This window comes from Formosa undariae, from assembly GCF_042427615.1.
In the GTDB taxonomy this organism is placed as follows: domain Bacteria; phylum Bacteroidota; class Bacteroidia; order Flavobacteriales; family Flavobacteriaceae; genus Formosa; species Formosa undariae.
The window spans coordinates 145,475-161,646 of sequence record NZ_JBHMEZ010000011.1; the positions used below are offsets into that span (position 1 = coordinate 145,475).

The window sequence follows — 16,172 nt, forward strand, 5'->3', positions numbered from 1 at the left end:
GTAATTTATGAGATTAAAATTCTGCGTTCTGTGGTGTTCTAGGGAAAGGAATCACATCGCGTATGTTAGACATACCCGTTGCAAACATAACTAAACGTTCGAAACCTAAACCAAATCCAGAGTGTACAGCACTACCATATTTTCTTAAATCTAGGTACCACCAAAGTTCTTCTTCATCAAGACCTAAGACAGCCATTTTTTGTTTTAGTACATCTAAACGTTCTTCACGTTGTGCTCCACCAACAATTTCTCCAATACCTGGGAATAAAATATCCATAGCACGAACCGTTTTACCGTCTTCGTTTAAACGCATATAGAATGCTTTAATATTTGCAGGGTAATCGAATAATATTACAGGACATTTAAAGTGTTTTTCTACAAGAAAACGTTCATGTTCACTTTGTAAGTCTGCACCCCATTCGTCGATAATATATTTAAATTTCTTTTTCTTGTTTGGTTTACTATTACGTAAAATATCTATCGCCTCAGTATAGCTAACACGCTTAAAGTTATTGTCGGCTACGAAACGTAATTTTTCAAGTAATGATAGTTCATTACGTTCTGCTTGTGGTTTTTTCTTATCCTCGTCTTGTAAACGCTGATCTAAAAATTCTAAATCTTCAGCGTTATTCTCTAGGATATAATTAATAACAGATTTCATAAAATCTTCAGCTAAATCCATGTTCCCAGCAAGGTCCATAAATGCAACTTCAGGTTCTATCATCCAGAATTCTGATAAGTGTCTAGACGTGTTAGAATTTTCTGCTCTAAACGTAGGGCCAAAGGTGTATACTTTACCTAAAGACATCGCATAAGTTTCGGCTTCTAATTGACCAGAAACAGTAAGGTTTGTTTCTTTTCCGAAGAAATCTTCTGTATAATTTACTTTTCCATCTTCTGTAAGTGGTGGATTTTTAGCATCTAAATTGGTTACTCTAAACATTTCACCTGCACCTTCTGCGTCACTACCAGTAATAATTGGCGTGTGTACATAGAAGAATCCATTTTCATTAAAATATTTATGAATAGCAAAAGATAAAGACGAGCGTAAACGCATTACCGCACTAAACGTACTTGTTCTGGTACGTAAATGAGCATTTTCTCTTAAAAATTCGAAAGAGTGTTTTTTAGGCTGAATTGGATACGTTTCTGGATCAGAATCTCCTAAAATTTCAATCGAAGTTACTTTAATTTCAACAGACTGACCTTTACCTTGACTTTCTGCTAATTCTCCTTTTATATGAACTGCAGCACCTGTAGTGATACGTTTTAGTACGTCTTCATCTGTATTTTCAAAATCTACAACACATTGAATGTTTTGTAATGAAGAACCATCATTTAAAGCAATAAATCGGTTTGCTCTAAAAGTTCTTACCCAGCCTTTAACTTCTACCTCATGTAGAGAAGCGTCTTGTTTTAGTAATTCTGAAATTGTAATTGGTTTCATTTTTAATATTTTTAAACATGCAAATATAATTCTTTATGCACAGGATAATTTAATTGTTGGTATTGTTTTCGTCTTCTTCATCATCACTTTCATTAGGTATGATGTTTATTGTAGGCTCTCTTAATACCGTTTTGTTGGCTATATTACGTTCTAAAGACAATAGTAATGAAGGTAATAATAATAGGTTAGACAACATAGCGAATAAAAGGGTTACAGATACTAAACCTCCTAAAGCGACGGTTCCTCCAAAACTAGATATCATAAAGACTGAGAATCCGAAGAATAAAACAGTCGATGTATAAAACATACTAACTCCAGTTTCGCGCAATGCACCATAAACCGAGCGTTTAATTTTCCAGTTACTAGCTTGTAATTCTTGACGGTATTTCGCTAAAAAGTGGATCGTATCATCTACAGAAATACCAAAGGCTATACTAAATACTAAGATGGTCGATGGTTTTAAAGGTACACCTAAATATCCCATTAAACCTGCAGTAACAAGTAATGGTAATAGGTTAGGGAGGAGGGAGATTATTATCATTTTAAAGGACCTAAACATATAAGCCATAAATAATGAAATAAGTATAATCGCTAATGATAATGAAATGGCTAAATTTTTAACCAAATAAGTCGTTCCTTTTTGAAAGACTAACGCTTTACCCGTCATCGTGACTTTGTAGCGGTCTACAGGGAATAATTTATTAATTTTGGTTTGTAGCACGTCTTCTATGTCTTGCATTTTATCTGTACCAATATCCTTCATAAAGGTGGTAATACGTGCATAACGACCTGTACTGTCTACAAAACTATTAAGCATCTTCGTATCGTTAGACGAGTTTTTTGCATAAGACAAGATAAAACTACTCTCTTGCGATGTTGGTAATTGATAGTATTTTGGATTCCCGTTATAATAGGCTTGTTTAGAGTATTTCACTAAACTAACTACAGAAAGCGGTCTAGATAATTCAGGAATATCAATAATGGCTTCCTCTAATTCATCTATTTTTTTAAGCGTGCTTAACTTCATAACACCCTTTTTACGTTGGGTATCAATCATTAATTCTAAAGGCATAATACCGTCAAACTCTTGTTCAAAAAACTCAATATCTCTAAAGAATGAGGTTTTCTGAGGCATATCTTCTAATAAACTACCAGAAATTTTTATCTGATAAATTCCAATAATACTCACGATTAATAGCACAATAGACGTAATGTAAATAGTAATACGTCTGTGTCTTACCATACGCTCCATCCAGCCCACAAAAGAATTGATCCAACGTCTGTTTAAATGTTCTAAATGGCGCTCCTTAGGATAAGGCAAGAAGGAATATAAAATCGGAATAATAAGCAGACATAAAATAAATATAGAGACTATACTTAACGATGCGACAATTCCAAACTCCTTTAATAACGTGCTTTCTGTTAGAATAAATGTAGCAAATCCAGACGCTGTAGTAAAATTAGTCATTAGGGTGGCGTTACCAACTTTAGTAATGACGCGTTGTAATGATTTAATTTTATTTCCGTGAGACTTAACTTCTTGTTGATATTTATTAATTAAGAAGATACAGTTAGGGATACCAATTACAATAATTAGTGGCGGAATAATCGCTGTTAAAACTGTGATTTCATATTCAAAGAAGCCAAGAATCCCCATGGTCCACATCACGCCAACAGATACTACAATTAGTGATATAAAGGTGGCTCTAAACGACCTAAAGAAGAAAAAGAATATCAGTGAGGTTACTAGTAATGCGGCGCCTACAAAAAGGCCCATTTCATCTACTATATTTTGAGAACTTAAAGTTCTTACATAGGGCATTCCCGAAATGCGAACATCTATATTGGTCTCTTTTTCGAATGTTTTAACTCTAGGAATAAGTACATCCATCACAAAATCTTTTCGTGCCGATGTATTTACTATACTTTTATCCATAGAGATAATCGTACGGATGGTCTTTGTTTTTCTATTAAAAAGGAAATTATCGTAAAACGGATATTTATTAAATAGCTCGTCTTGTAAGGTTTTTAATTGCTTATTACTTGATAGGGAGTCTTTTATAAAAGGCTCTAAAGTGAATTTTTTAAGGCTATCGTTTTTAATTAATTTTTGTAAATCTTTAATAGAGATTACGGCTTCAATTTCCTTAGATGATTTAAATGACTCCGCAAGTGCATTCCAAGCGTTAAGTTTCTCAACAGTAAAAAAGGTACTATCCTTAACTCCTATAACAATCATATTTCCCTCTTCACCAAAAATATTTAAAAACTCGTTATAGGTTTGGTTAACCTCATGGTGGTCGGGTAATAAATTAGCTTCGGTAAATGTAAAACGTATATTTTTCCATTGCGTGCTAAAAAGGATAGTTACTAAAACAATTGCAATTAAAATGGCAATCCTATTTCGTAATATAAGTCTAGCTAGACGTTCCCAAAAGCTATTAGTAAATTGTTTAATCATAAGTCTATTAAAGAACCGCAAATGTAGAAAAAAGCAATGTATTACTTAGGTCTAAAGTATTATAATGTAACGTTAAAAGTGAATTTCAAGGCGATATTATCTTCTATTTCGGGTAAATGATATGCGCCGTAGCGATACGTTAAGCTAAGTCCGAAACCAAATATAAGCTGATTCAATTCGAAGCCCGATTCCAAATACCCTTTATCTAAGGTATTAAAAGTAATGCCTTCATGGCGTTCGGGATGTTGCATATCTCCAATAGCAAAGCGTGACAATAATACCAATTGAGGTCTTGAGAATGTGGAATGATAAAAAGGTTTGAAGAAGTGCTTAAACTGCAGTATTGAAAACATATCAGAAAAGAACTCATTAAAATACATGGTTTCAAAACTATTTAAACCCGCTACAGAAAAACGTTGCATGATTGTAGCCTTGGTTATATTGTTAGGATATGCATGGTACAAATGTGTAAGTGGTGCATCTCCAATAGCAACTCCCGAAGCAAAATCTAGTTCGGTGTGGGATTCTTTATTGTGAATGAAGTGATAAGAAGCCTTAAAATCTAATTTTTGAAAATTGAATTGACCATCCAAAGGTCCATTAAAACTCTGTGTATATTGTAGTGTTAATTTAGGAAATGCATTGTGGGTTTTCTTTACACCACCCTCAATGGGTTTGTAAATATCAAACGGACTCCAAAGCAATGCTATTTTTGCTACTGTTAGATCGTAACTTGTAAAAGCACCTTCGTCGGTAACAAATGTATAATCAAATTTCGGATCAATATTAGTGGTGTAAAATTGAGTCTCGGTATTTAATCTAGGAGTATAATCATGTTGTAATGAAATAGATTTAGTGACATGATGATAAAACAAACTGATATTCAGTAAACGGGGTTCGAAAAATTGAAATATGCGTTTGTCAGTTAAGTATTTTGTACTTGCTGCTTCTTGAAGGTCGTCGGTATAGGCGGCATTTAGCCACGTATTATGGGTTTCGTTTATGCGAAATCCGGCACCTATGCTATATTTATACTTACTATCTTTAAAACCATAAACGGTATAACCATTTATTCTAAATTTTTCAGATAATTTATCACTTGTTGTTCCTCCTAAACCAGTACGAATTCCTTCATATTGGTTGAATTTTATTAGGTATCTTAAATCTAAATTAAAGTATTTTAGAGGAATATAACCATTACCAAAATTATGAATAAAATCTGCTTTTCTTTTTGCTTTTAGACTGTCTTGTGCGCGACTCATATCACTTTCTAAAACTTGAGTTCTACCTATTGCGATAGAGAACAAAAATATAAAGCTTAGATAGTATTTTAGCATGTAGGTTAGAGTCGTGAATTAAACGGCTACAAAGTTAAGACAATAATTGTAATAACGGCTAAACTGATTATATGGTATAAAAAAAAGCGACTCTAAAGTCGCTTTAATTATTATACTGTCATGATTTCCTTTTCTTTAACAACAAGAACTTCATCTATCTTTTTTACATAAATATCTGTGAGCCTTTGTATTTCGGCTTCAGTGTCTTTTTTTATGTCTTCGGAAACGTCGTCTAATTTTTTAACGTCGTTATTTCCTTCTTTTCTAGCATTTCTAACTCCGATTTTTCCATCTTCAGCTTCAGCTTTTGCTTGTTTTGCTAATTCACGTCTGCGTTCTTCAGTAAGTGCAGGAACGTTTATAATAATCATGTCGCCATTATTCATAGGGTTAAATCCTAAGTTAGCATTCATAATTGCTTTTTCTATTTCGTGAAGCATTTTTTTCTCCCAGGGCTGAACACTAATCGTTCTACCATCTGGAGTGTTTACGTTTGCAACCTGGCTTAAAGGGGTTTGCGAACCGTAATAATCTACCATAACACTACCAAGCATTGCTGGACTTGCTTTTCCTGCTCTAATGTTTACAAATTGTTTTTCAAGATGTCTAACAGCAGCATCCATAGCTTCTTTTGCTGAATCTATAATAAATTGAATATCTTCATTCATGGTATAAAAACTTTACTTTAATATATCTTTAAAAATTAAATATTAAGATTAAATGGTTACTTGTGTACCTATGTTATGTCCAGAAATTACTTTAAGTAAATTTCCTTTAGTGTTCATATCAAAAACAATGATAGGCAATTTATTTTCTTGACTCAGTGTAAAAGCAGTAGTATCCATAACTTTTAGACCTTTCTTTAGAACATCGTCGAAAGAAATATTATCAAACTTCACTGCTGTACTATCCTTTTCTGGGTCTGCTGTATAAATACCATCTACACGTGTACCTTTAATAATTACATCGGCTTCAATTTCGATTGCTCTTAATACGGCAGCAGAATCTGTAGTAAAATACGGATTTCCTGTTCCACCACCAAAAATAACAACGCGACCTTTTTCTAGGTGACGCATCGCTTTTCTACGGATAAATGGTTCTGCAACTTCGTTAATTTTAATAGCTGTTTGCAAGCGTGTAGGAATATCTGCATCTTCCAGGGCACTTTGTAATGCTAAACCGTTTATAACAGTTGCTAGCATCCCCATATGATCGCCTTGAACACGATCCATACCGTTACTTGCTCCAGAAACACCTCTAAAAATATTACCTCCACCAATTACAATTGCCACTTCAACACCAGCGTCTGTAACGGTTTTAATGTCTTTGGCGTATTCGGCTAAACGTACTGGGTCTATACCATATTGACGTTCGCCCATTAAAGCTTCGCCTGATAATTTTAAAAGGATGCGATTAAATTTCATAGTCTGTTTTATAGAAGTTGTGCAAAATTACATAAATTTTTTAAAATGACTATTTAAAATTTAGTTTCCTAAATTCTAGTCATAGGTATTAAAAAAAAAAGACCATTAGCTCTAATACGAGTAATGGTCTTTTATAATTGTACTGAAAATATTCAGTGTATTTTATGTTATCCTAAAGCAACACGTGTAAAAGCAGTTACAGATACACCGTCGAAAGTTTCAACGTATTTTGCAACAGTTACTTTTTCATCTTTAATAAATCTCTGATCTAATAAACATTGTTCTTGATCTAAAGTTGTGTTGTCTGAGATGTAACGTTCCATTTTTCCTGGAAGAATTTTATCCCAAATTTTCTCTGGTTTATTTTCTGCCTTAAGTTCAGCTTTAGCAGTTTCTTCTGCTTGAGCTAATACTTCAGGAGTAATTTGAGCCATAGAAATATATTGAGGTACGTTTTTAAGTGTTTTACCTAAACGACCTAATTCGATATTATCTTTTTCGATAACTGCAATTCTAGCTTCAGTTTCTGATGCTACGAAAGCAGGATCAAAATCTTTATAAGATAAAGAAGAAGCACCCATAGATGCAACTTGCATAGCTAAATCTTTAGTTAAGACATCTGCATTGTCTACAACAGCAGAAAGTCCTACTAAAGCAGCAATTTTATTAATGTGAACGTAAGAACCTACATAAGGAGCTTCTAATTTAGAGTAATCTTTAATCTCTAATTTTTCACCGATAACACCAGTTTGTTCAACTAATTTATCAGCAACAGTAAGACCGTCAAAATCTGAAGCTAAAAGTTCTTCTTTTGAGTTTACAGTCATTGCGATATCAGCAAGTTTATTTGCTAATGCAACGAAGTTTTCGTTTTTACCAACAAAATCAGTTTCACAACCTAATACTATAGATACACCTACAGTGTTAGTATCGTTTACTTTAGCTACGGCAGCACCTTCGCTAGAATCTCTATCTGCTCTATTTGCAGCAACTTTTTGACCTTTTTTACGTAAGACATCGATTGCTTTATCGAAATCTCCTTCAGCTTCAACTAACGCTTTTTTACAGTCCATCATCCCTGCACCAGTAGCTTGTCTTAGTTTGTTTACCTCTGCGGCTGTTACTTTTACCATAATTTCTAAGTAATATGAGTTAAAAAAAAGTCGTTCAATTATTTTTCTGCAAAGAAAAGAACTAAACGACTTATTTATATTATGTAATGATTATTTGTAGTTTATTCCTCTTCTTCTGTAGATGTTGCTTTTGCTTTAGGAGCAGAAGGTTTTTCATCTTTTACAGAGTCTTTAGAATCTTTTTCAGCTTTACGTTCAGCTAAACCATCTGCAATAGCACCAGTTACGTGAGTTAAAACTTTATCGATAGATTTAGAAGCATCATCATTTGAAGGGATAACGAAATCAACCTGACGTGGGTCAGAGTTAGTATCTACCATTGCAAATATTGGAATGTTTAATTTTTGCGCTTCTTTAATCGCGATATGCTCACGTTTAATGTCTACTACAAATAAAGCTGCTGGTAAACGAGTCATGTCGCTAATAGAACCTAAGTTTTTCTCTAACTTAGCTCTTAAACGATCTACTTGTAAACGTTCTTTCTTAGAAAGCGTTAAGAATGTACCATCTTTCTTCATTCTATCAATAGAAGCCATTTTTTTAACAGCTTTTCTAATAGTTACAAAGTTAGTTAACATTCCACCAGGCCATCTTTCAGTAATGTAAGGCATGTTAATTGCCCCAGCTTTTTCTGATACGATGTCTTTAGCTTGTTTTTTTGTTGCAACGAAAAGGATTTTACGTCCAGAAGCAGCAATTTTGCTTAAAGCTTCACCAGCTTCATCAATCTTAGCTGCTGTTTTATATAAATTGATAATATGGATACCGTTACGTTCCATATATACGTAAGGAGCCATGTTTGGATCCCATTTACGAGTCAAGTGACCGAAGTGTACACCTGCTTCAAGTAAGTCTTTTACTTCTACTTTTGCCATTTTGTAATAGTTTACGTTCTGTTGAATTAGCAATGTTCCATCTCGTTTTAAGTATAAGACTTTAAACTTTTTGGCTGCATTTAGATGCTAAACTAAATCCTGTTTTTCAACTAGGACAACAATAACTTGTTTTTAATTTTTTGAAAATCAACCAGATTGAGAGCGCTATGACGCAATTCTCAATCGAGTTGAGGATGGTAATATTAACGTTTCGAGAATTGGAATTTCTTACGCGCTTTCTTCTGACCGAATTTCTTACGTTCAACCATTCTAGGATCTCTAGTTAATAAACCTTCTGGCTTAAGAATTAATCTGTTTTCTGCATCGATCTCACACATAACGCGAGAAATTGCTAAACGGATTGCTTCTGCTTGACCAGTAATACCTCCTCCGTATACATTTACTGTAATATCAAAGTTGCCATCATTGTTAGTCATGGTTAAAGGTTGGTTTACTTTATACTGCAAAGTTGCAGTAGTAAAATAATCCGCCACGTCTTTTTTGTTGACTGTAATCTTACCCTCACCTGGGGCAACATATACACGAGCAACAGCCGTCTTTCTACGGCCGATTTTGTGAATTACTTCCATTACTTAAATTCGTTTAAATTGATTGTTTTTGGTTTTTGAGCATCATGAGCATGAGCTGTACCAGAAACAACTGTTAGATTACGGAATAAAGCGGCACCTAATTTGTTCTTAGGCAACATTCCTTTTACTGATTTTTCTACTAACCTTGCTGGATCTTTTCCAAACAATTCTGTAGCAGTTAAACTTCTTTGACCACCTGGATAACCCGTGTGACGAATGTACGTTTTGTCATTCCACTTGTTACCTGTTAAGTTGATTTTTTCTGCATTGATAACTATTACGTTATCCCCGCAATCAACGTGTGGTGTGAAATTAGGTTTGTGTTTACCTCTAATAAGTTTTGCAACTTTAGAAGCTAAACGACCTAAACTTTGACCTTCAGCATCAACTAAAACCCACTCTTTATTAACAGTAGCTTTGTTGGCTGAAATCGTTTTGTAGCTTAATGTATCCACACTAATTAATTTTATTTATTAAACATTCCTCTCTTAAAAAGAGTTTGCAAATTTACGATAATCTATGTGATTACCAAATTGTAGGGTGCTATTTTTTTGGTTTTTAATATTATAGCTCATTTTTAAGGCTTAATAAAAGAGTTTCAGTAATTTATGTGATTGTTCTCTCTGTTTTTAAAACTGGATAGAAATTTGAATTTTCAACTTAATAAAATAAAGCAGACTATTTAGTTTACTGCTCGCGATTTTTTAATACTAAGTGTTGAGATTCAAGTGGTACCGAAATAATAAATTCATTTAAAGCATAGCTCTTTTATGATTTATTTTTTAACTTACTACTTTATAATTATCAAATCAATAAAAATTTATATTATGAGTGATGTACAAACCAAATTAGCTCAACTAAAAGCAACTGCCGAAAAACAATTAGGCGATTGTGGTGTAAGTAATATAGACCATGAGAAATTGGATGGCTATGTAAACAGTTTAAAAACGATGGTAAATAATAAGGATGCCGTTTTAGTATCTGGATTAGATCCCTCCGAATTAGAAACTGTGAGACGTAATTTTATAGAAAAGAAATTAGGAGTAACCGATAAAGACAAAGCAATGGCCGCTATTACAGCTGTGGTCGATAAAATGTCTGGAATTAAAATGAAAAGTAGACCTGCATTTTACTATTTAGTGTCTGAAGCATTAAGTTAGTATAAAGGGCCTTATTCAATTAATAATAAAAGAGGTTACCAAATTTAGGTAGCCTTTTTTGTATCTATTATCTGTATTGTTACTACTCTGAATCTCATTATAATTAGGCGATGAATTTATGCTTAAGTATTGATAGATAATAATATAGTAAATGCGATGTTATAGGGTTTAATAAAGTATCTTTGCAATTGTATTATTTATCTGTTGATATTAATTGTTTTCTTTCGCACAACTTCAGCGAAGTATATTGACTTTCACTTAAAGTCTTTGTATTGATTAATCTAAACTCTAGTGGCCATTTAATGCCTGATTGCTAGTAAGTAACTATGTTATAGTAATTTTAATCTTACGCTTTGCTTTCCTCATTACTCTGCAATCCGTTTTTATTTAAGTCAAACGATGATTACAGATATACGTGTAAACAAACCCATGCCCTTTTTTTCAGAAGAGCCCTTAATATTCTTTAATCGTACCACAAATGTGTCGCTTACCATAAAAGCACTAGAAGCTGGTAAACCTGTATTGATTTCTGAATTTTATAATAACGGTTTGGACTTGCTTAAAGCGCTTCATCAGTATTTAAAAAAGCAATTTCCTAATCAGACGTTTAAAGAACAGCGTGCGTATCGTATAGCCTATCAAAAGTTATCCAAGCTGATTTATATAGAAATTGTAGATCATAAATTGAATGTTAAGAAAGCACCTTCTATTGGCTGGTTACTTAAACTGTATCCGGAACATAGTAGTTTTTTATTGCCCTTTACCAAAGTACAAGGTTTAAACAGTGCTTGGCAATGGTACCAAAACGGAATGGACCTTCCGGTGTTAAGAAGTAAAATTCATCCGTATTATGGCGTTTATTTTCCTACACGTTTCGATCATTTAATTCTTTTCGATAATTGGTTGAAACGTTACAGCGGACCAAAAAAATCGGCTATAGATGTCGGTATAGGAAGTGGAGTGTTGGCTTTGCAAATGGTTAAGTTTGGTTTTCAGAAAGTGTTTGGTACCGATACCAATCCGAATGCCATTGTCGGACTTACAGAATCTATGGGAGATACAAAAATGTCTCGGAAAATAGAACTGGATTTTGCGCCGCTTTTTGGTAAATGGGAGAAGCAGACCGAACTTATTGTTTTTAATCCGCCGTGGTTGCCAGCAGCTCATGATCTGGATAAAATTGATGAAGCTATTTCTTATCCCGAAACATTGTTTCCTGATTTTTTCGAAGCGGCAAAAAAACGCTTATTGCCCGACGGAAAGCTTGTTCTTATATTTTCTAATTTGGCACAAATAACACAGGTTACAGAGGCGCATCCTATAGAAAAGGAATTAGCAGAAGGCGGACGTTTTAAATTAGAACAGTGTTTAAAACGCCCCGTAAAAGCGGCTTCAAATCAGACCAAACGCGATCAGAATTGGCGTGCGGCCGAAGAAGTCGAGTTGTGGATTCTCGTTCATGCTTAATTATGCTTTTTGGACATGGTTGATGAGACATGTTCTTCTATATTCAACATTAAAAATGAAGTTTAAAGCAAGATAATTGAGGTTTTTGTTTTTGAAAAAAATGATATCTCGTAACCGTTGGTTTTTGATTTTAAAAAGCTATATTTTTGTTGTTATGGAAACAAAAACATTAGCAATTGTAGGTTGTGGTAGGCTTGCAAGTATCGTATTACAGGCCTTAGATAAGGGCTTGTTATCTGACTATAAAATTATTGGAACCTATTCAAGAACTTTCGAAAAAGCTGAAAGTTTCGCAAACTTTATTCAGCAATCAGAACATGGAGGTGCCTGCACACCATGTCATTCTTTGGAAGCGTTATTAGATTTAAAACCGGATTATATTGCTGAAATAGCTTCTCCAGACTCTTTAAAGGAATTGATTATTCCGGCATTGAAAAACGGATCTTCAGTAATCACACTTTCCATCGGAGGATTGGCCGATCCTGAATTTTATGAATTGGTTAAAAAAACAGCTTCAGAACATGGTACACGAGTACACATTGCATCTGGAGCCATTGGTGGTTTCGATGTGTTAAGAACAGTCTCTTTAATGGAAGAAAGTACTGTGACTTTCGATACAACAAAAGGGCCAAGACCATTAAGACACACCGCTGTTTACGACGAAGCTATAGAAAGTGAAACACGTAAAGTTTTTGAAGGGAATGCTGTCGAAGCTATTAAACTATTTCCGCGACAAGTAAATGTTTCGGTAGCAGCTGCATTGGCATCTACGGGACCTGAAAATGTAAACGTGTCTATTACGTCTGTTCCAGATTATGTTGGGGACGATCACCGTATTGAAATAAAAAGCCAGCAAATTCATGCTGTTATAGACGTGTATAGTCAAACAGCACAAATTGCAGGCTGGAGTATTGTTAATACATTAAGAAATATTACATCTCCTATTGCTTTTTAAAGTAGGCGGTAATGTTAGCTAAAACTTTTTCGCTTAATCTTACAAAGGCTTGTTGGGTTCTACCAGTAGAAACTTCAAGGCAATTAACGTTTGGTTTACTTAAAAGGTCTTTATCTCCTAAAGCACCAAGAGTGTCACAATACACAACATTGTCGCCTGTGTCTAGCCATTTTTTAAATGGTTCTGCATCCCAAGCAGGCGACAATCCTGTGTTGAATAGCATTTTATGATTCCCTAGTTTAGAGAACTCATTCTCATGTAGTAAAACAGTGTTTTTATTTAAACAAGCAATAACAACTTCATTGACTTCTAGTAATTCATCTAGCGGTAAAAATTCATAGCCTTTATCTTTAGCGTCTTGCTTTTCACTACGGGCAAAGTACGTAATATCTGCACCAAAAAAGCGAAGCGCATCGGCAACCATACCTCCAGATTTTCCTAATCCTACAATACCAACTTTTAATCCGGTAATTTCTCGTGGAATACCACTCCAAGGGTTTCTAGGCTTACCATCAGGAGTTTTTCCAATACCGTGTAAACATCTTACTAGCTCACTAACTATATATTCTACAACACCTTCATCTCCATAATCGCGAACACCTTTAACTATAATGCCTTGGGAATTCGCATAATTAATATCCACATTCGCGCTTTCTGGCGCATACAAAGAACAACACATGCCTATGTATTTTATATTAGGGCAACGTTCTAAGATGTCTTTGGTTAGTGTTACTCTGTGACTTAATAAAACGGCATCGGCATCACCAATACGATCTACAATAGCATCTGCACTGGTAGGTGTGTCTGTATGTAGTATTAGTGTTTCTGTAAAAGATTCTAAAGCTTTGTCCGCAGAAGGAATGAGTTGTAAGGGATCGATCCCTATCATTTTTTTAAACATAATATTTCTATTTATGGGCATGGCGCACCTTTAATCTGATTTGTTTTTAGTTCTAATATGCAAAGATAAGATCTTAAGAGCAATCACGTGTTGCTTCGAATTTTTTATTGACTGGTATACTAGAAAGTGCTCCAAACTATAAGCTTATAACTTTTTATTTGCGTTCACTTTTCATGTATTTGAATCAATAGTAATGCAATCTGTTTCTGAACTTTGTACTATACAAAGACGAAAGGATTATAGGGTCGAGTTATTTTAGAACTCCCAATAGATAATTCATTTCGTAACGTTTAATGCACATTAAAAATTATTAAAATGAAAGATTTAAAAAATAAGACTGTTGCTATTTTAGCAACCAACGGATTTGAAGAAAGTGAATTAAAATCGCCTAAAAATGCTTTGTTAGAAGCAGGAGCCGAGGTACACATTGTATCCTTAGAATCTGGAGAAATTAAAGCATGGGCAGATGGAGATTGGGGAGATACCTATAAAGTAGATAAAACTTTAGACGAAGTGTCTCAGTCAGATTATAACGCTTTGGTGCTTCCCGGAGGAGTCATCAATCCAGATTTATTAAGACGAGAAACGAAAGCGATAAGTTTTGTGAAGTCGTTTTTTGAAAACCATAAACCAGTAGCAGCTATTTGTCATGCGCCTTGGTTATTGGCAGAAGCCGATGTTTTAAAAGGACGCAAAGTAACGTCTTTCCATTCTATAAAAACCGATATAATTAACGCGGGTGCAGAATGGGTAGATCAGGAAGTTGTGGTAGATCACGGTTTAGTGACTAGCCGTTCGCCAGAAGATTTACCAGCATTTAATGCGAAGGTTATAGAAGAAATTAAGGAAGGTAAGCACGATATGCAAACCGCATAGACTTAAGAAAACTGATTTTACAAAAAGGGTTAGATGTATTAAAATCTAACCCTTTTTAATGTGTGAGATTTAAAACACTCGCATAAAAACATTAAATTACAATAGGTTTTAATGCATAATGACTTCATAAAAAGAATGGTATGAAAAAGCAACTACAAATAGTAAATGGAATTAGTTTTATATGCATGGTTATCTTGAATTATGTTTCGAATACCGGCATATTAAATAATACAACAATTGGAGAAGTTTCTAAACAATACCATACTTTGTTTACACCTGCAGGTTATGCGTTTTCCATTTGGGGATTAATTTATGTGTTGGTTTTAGGGTTTGTAATATATCAAGGGCGAAGTCTTTTTGTTAAGGTAAGAGACGACGATTTTGTATTAAAAACAGGCTGGTGGTTTGTGCTGTCTTGCGTTGCCAATTGCCTATGGATTCTAGCATGGATTTACGAGTATACTTTATTGTCTTCTGTATTTATTTTTTTACTACTCTTTTCGTTGATTCAGATTGTGCTAAAAAACAGGATGCAATTATTTGATGGTCCAATTTCAGTGATCGCTTTTCTCTGGTGGCCCTTTGTGTTTTATAGTGGTTGGATTACCGTGGCAAGTATTGCTAACGTTTCGGCGGTTTTAGTAAAATACAATTGGGATGGTTTTGGTCTGTCGCCAACATTTTGGACGCTTCTACTTATAGGTATAGCTACAGCAATAAATCTAGTAGTAACCTGGAAACGAAACATGAGAGAATTTGCTTTGGTGGGCGCTTGGGCTTTGGTTGCTATTTATGTGGCGAATAGTGACGAAAATATGGCCGTGGGGTATACCGCAATGGGATCTGCTATCCTTTTAGTGATGAGTAGTCTGTATCACGGCTATATAAACCGAGCAACAAATCCGGCTGTAAAACTTAAGGCATATTTTGAGGAGTGATAGGAGACTTTTTATTTGTGCTTTTTAGATGCCGATATACTGTATTTATATGCTAGCTTACTCAATCCTATTCTAGCATGAATAACTTCTAATTTAGTTAAGGCATGTCTATACAATAACCACGCTATAACCATAAGGTATCTATGGCTTTGGTATGGCGTATGATTTGTATTAAAATAATTATACTGTTTTTAATATGGAGTAAAAGAATATGGTGATTTGAAGGGTATATATTTGTTGTTGAATAGTAGGTTAGGAAATTGTTTGGGAAGTTGAAACACTTAATCTAGCCAACAGAAAGTTTTGCTGCATCTTTCCATAAATAATGAGGCATAGGTTCTTTAAGGTCCCAATTAATACTCATTGGTTTCGAACCATAAAAATCTTTCAATTCGCCTTCACCAATAAAAACGTAACCTAAACTATTTCCAAACTCGTTTTTTGCTTTTTCTCGGATAAAAAGTAGTACTCTTTTTTCAGTTTCTTTATGTTTTACATAAGATAAGCCTTTGCCCGAATCTGGTCTAGCCGAATTTTGCGTTTGCCAATGAAATCATCATAAGTTGTTGCTAGATAAAAGTTTTTTGGACGTTATTATTTTTATAAAT

General features: G+C 34.2%; 15 protein-coding genes and 1 pseudogene. 5 read left to right on the forward strand and 11 right to left on the reverse strand.

The genetic code is table 11. The features are described 5' to 3' along the window. Positions 1-13: 13 nt before the first annotated feature. The 9 genes from asnS to rplM all read right to left on the reverse strand — a co-directional run bounded on the left by asnS (position 14) and on the right by rplM (position 9,722). A complete protein-coding gene (asnS, locus tag ACFFVB_RS09230) occupies positions 14-1,447 on the reverse strand; it encodes an asparagine--tRNA ligase (RefSeq protein ID WP_382382436.1) in 1,434 nt (477 codons plus the stop codon). 49 nt (positions 1,448-1,496) lie between these two features. Beyond that, positions 1,497-3,908, reverse strand: a complete 2,412-nt coding sequence (locus tag ACFFVB_RS09235; RefSeq protein WP_382382437.1) for an efflux RND transporter permease subunit — start codon at positions 3,906-3,908, stop codon at positions 1,497-1,499. A gap of 59 nt (positions 3,909-3,967) precedes the next feature. Further along, positions 3,968-5,215, reverse strand: coding sequence for a DUF5686 family C-terminal domain-containing protein (locus tag ACFFVB_RS09240; protein ID WP_382382438.1), 1,248 nt, complete (start codon positions 5,213-5,215; stop codon positions 3,968-3,970). A gap of 140 nt (positions 5,216-5,355) precedes the next feature. Continuing rightward, positions 5,356-5,913, reverse strand: coding sequence for a ribosome recycling factor (gene frr / locus ACFFVB_RS09245; RefSeq protein ID WP_382382439.1), 558 nt, complete (start codon positions 5,911-5,913; stop codon positions 5,356-5,358). A 48-nt stretch (positions 5,914-5,961) separates the two neighbouring features. Further along, positions 5,962-6,669, reverse strand: a complete 708-nt coding sequence (gene pyrH, locus ACFFVB_RS09250) for a UMP kinase (RefSeq protein ID WP_382382440.1) — start codon at positions 6,667-6,669, stop codon at positions 5,962-5,964. 167 nt (positions 6,670-6,836) lie between these two features. After that, the gene (gene tsf, locus ACFFVB_RS09255) at positions 6,837-7,802 is read right to left on the reverse strand and encodes a translation elongation factor Ts (RefSeq protein WP_382382441.1); all 966 of its coding nucleotides are present in this window, start codon (positions 7,800-7,802) and stop codon (positions 6,837-6,839) included. A gap of 101 nt (positions 7,803-7,903) precedes the next feature. Beyond that, positions 7,904-8,677, reverse strand: coding sequence for a 30S ribosomal protein S2 (gene rpsB / locus ACFFVB_RS09260; RefSeq protein WP_382382442.1), 774 nt, complete (start codon positions 8,675-8,677; stop codon positions 7,904-7,906). Positions 8,678-8,880: 203 nt separating this feature from the next. Next, positions 8,881-9,267: a 30S ribosomal protein S9 gene (gene rpsI / locus ACFFVB_RS09265; protein ID WP_038526375.1), complete on the reverse strand. Its 387-nt coding sequence runs from the start codon at positions 9,265-9,267 to the stop codon at positions 8,881-8,883. Continuing rightward, positions 9,267-9,722, reverse strand: a complete 456-nt coding sequence (gene rplM, locus ACFFVB_RS09270; protein ID WP_382382443.1) for a 50S ribosomal protein L13 — start codon at positions 9,720-9,722, stop codon at positions 9,267-9,269. The genes rpsI and rplM overlap by 1 nt, the downstream gene beginning before the upstream one ends. A gap of 372 nt (positions 9,723-10,094) precedes the next feature. Between rplM and ACFFVB_RS09275 the strand changes: the two genes are divergently transcribed. The 3 genes from ACFFVB_RS09275 (at position 10,095) to ACFFVB_RS09285 (ending at position 12,849) form a co-directional block, all read left to right on the forward strand. Beyond that, a complete protein-coding gene (locus ACFFVB_RS09275; RefSeq protein ID WP_382382444.1) occupies positions 10,095-10,427 on the forward strand; it encodes a DUF2853 family protein in 333 nt (110 codons plus the stop codon). 399 nt (positions 10,428-10,826) lie between these two features. Beyond that, complete coding sequence (locus ACFFVB_RS09280) at positions 10,827-11,894, forward strand: methyltransferase (protein ID WP_382382445.1); 1,068 nt, start codon at positions 10,827-10,829, stop codon at positions 11,892-11,894. Between the two features lie 154 nt (positions 11,895-12,048). Next, positions 12,049-12,849, forward strand: a complete 801-nt coding sequence (locus ACFFVB_RS09285) for an aspartate dehydrogenase domain-containing protein (protein WP_382382446.1) — start codon at positions 12,049-12,051, stop codon at positions 12,847-12,849. On the opposite strand, the gene ACFFVB_RS09290 is transcribed toward ACFFVB_RS09285, so the two are convergent. Next, entirely contained in the window at positions 12,836-13,750 is a 915-nt protein-coding gene (locus ACFFVB_RS09290; RefSeq protein ID WP_382382447.1) for an NAD(P)-dependent oxidoreductase, read from the reverse strand. The two genes, ACFFVB_RS09285 and ACFFVB_RS09290, sit on opposite strands and share 14 nt — an antisense overlap. Before the next feature lie 315 nt (positions 13,751-14,065). On the opposite strand from ACFFVB_RS09290, the gene ACFFVB_RS09295 reads away from it, so the two are divergent. Continuing rightward, complete coding sequence (locus ACFFVB_RS09295) at positions 14,066-14,626, forward strand: type 1 glutamine amidotransferase domain-containing protein (RefSeq protein ID WP_382382448.1); 561 nt, start codon at positions 14,066-14,068, stop codon at positions 14,624-14,626. Between the two features lie 140 nt (positions 14,627-14,766). Continuing rightward, positions 14,767-15,564 (forward strand): TspO-related membrane protein, encoded by a 798-nt coding sequence (locus tag ACFFVB_RS09300; RefSeq protein ID WP_382382449.1) that lies wholly within the window; start codon positions 14,767-14,769, stop codon positions 15,562-15,564. A 286-nt stretch (positions 15,565-15,850) separates the two neighbouring features. On the opposite strand, the pseudogene ACFFVB_RS09305 reads toward ACFFVB_RS09300, so the two are convergent. Then, a pseudogene (locus ACFFVB_RS09305) lies at positions 15,851-16,105 on the reverse strand (DUF3427 domain-containing protein); the annotation flags it as partial. Between the last annotated feature and the right edge of the window lie 67 nt (positions 16,106-16,172).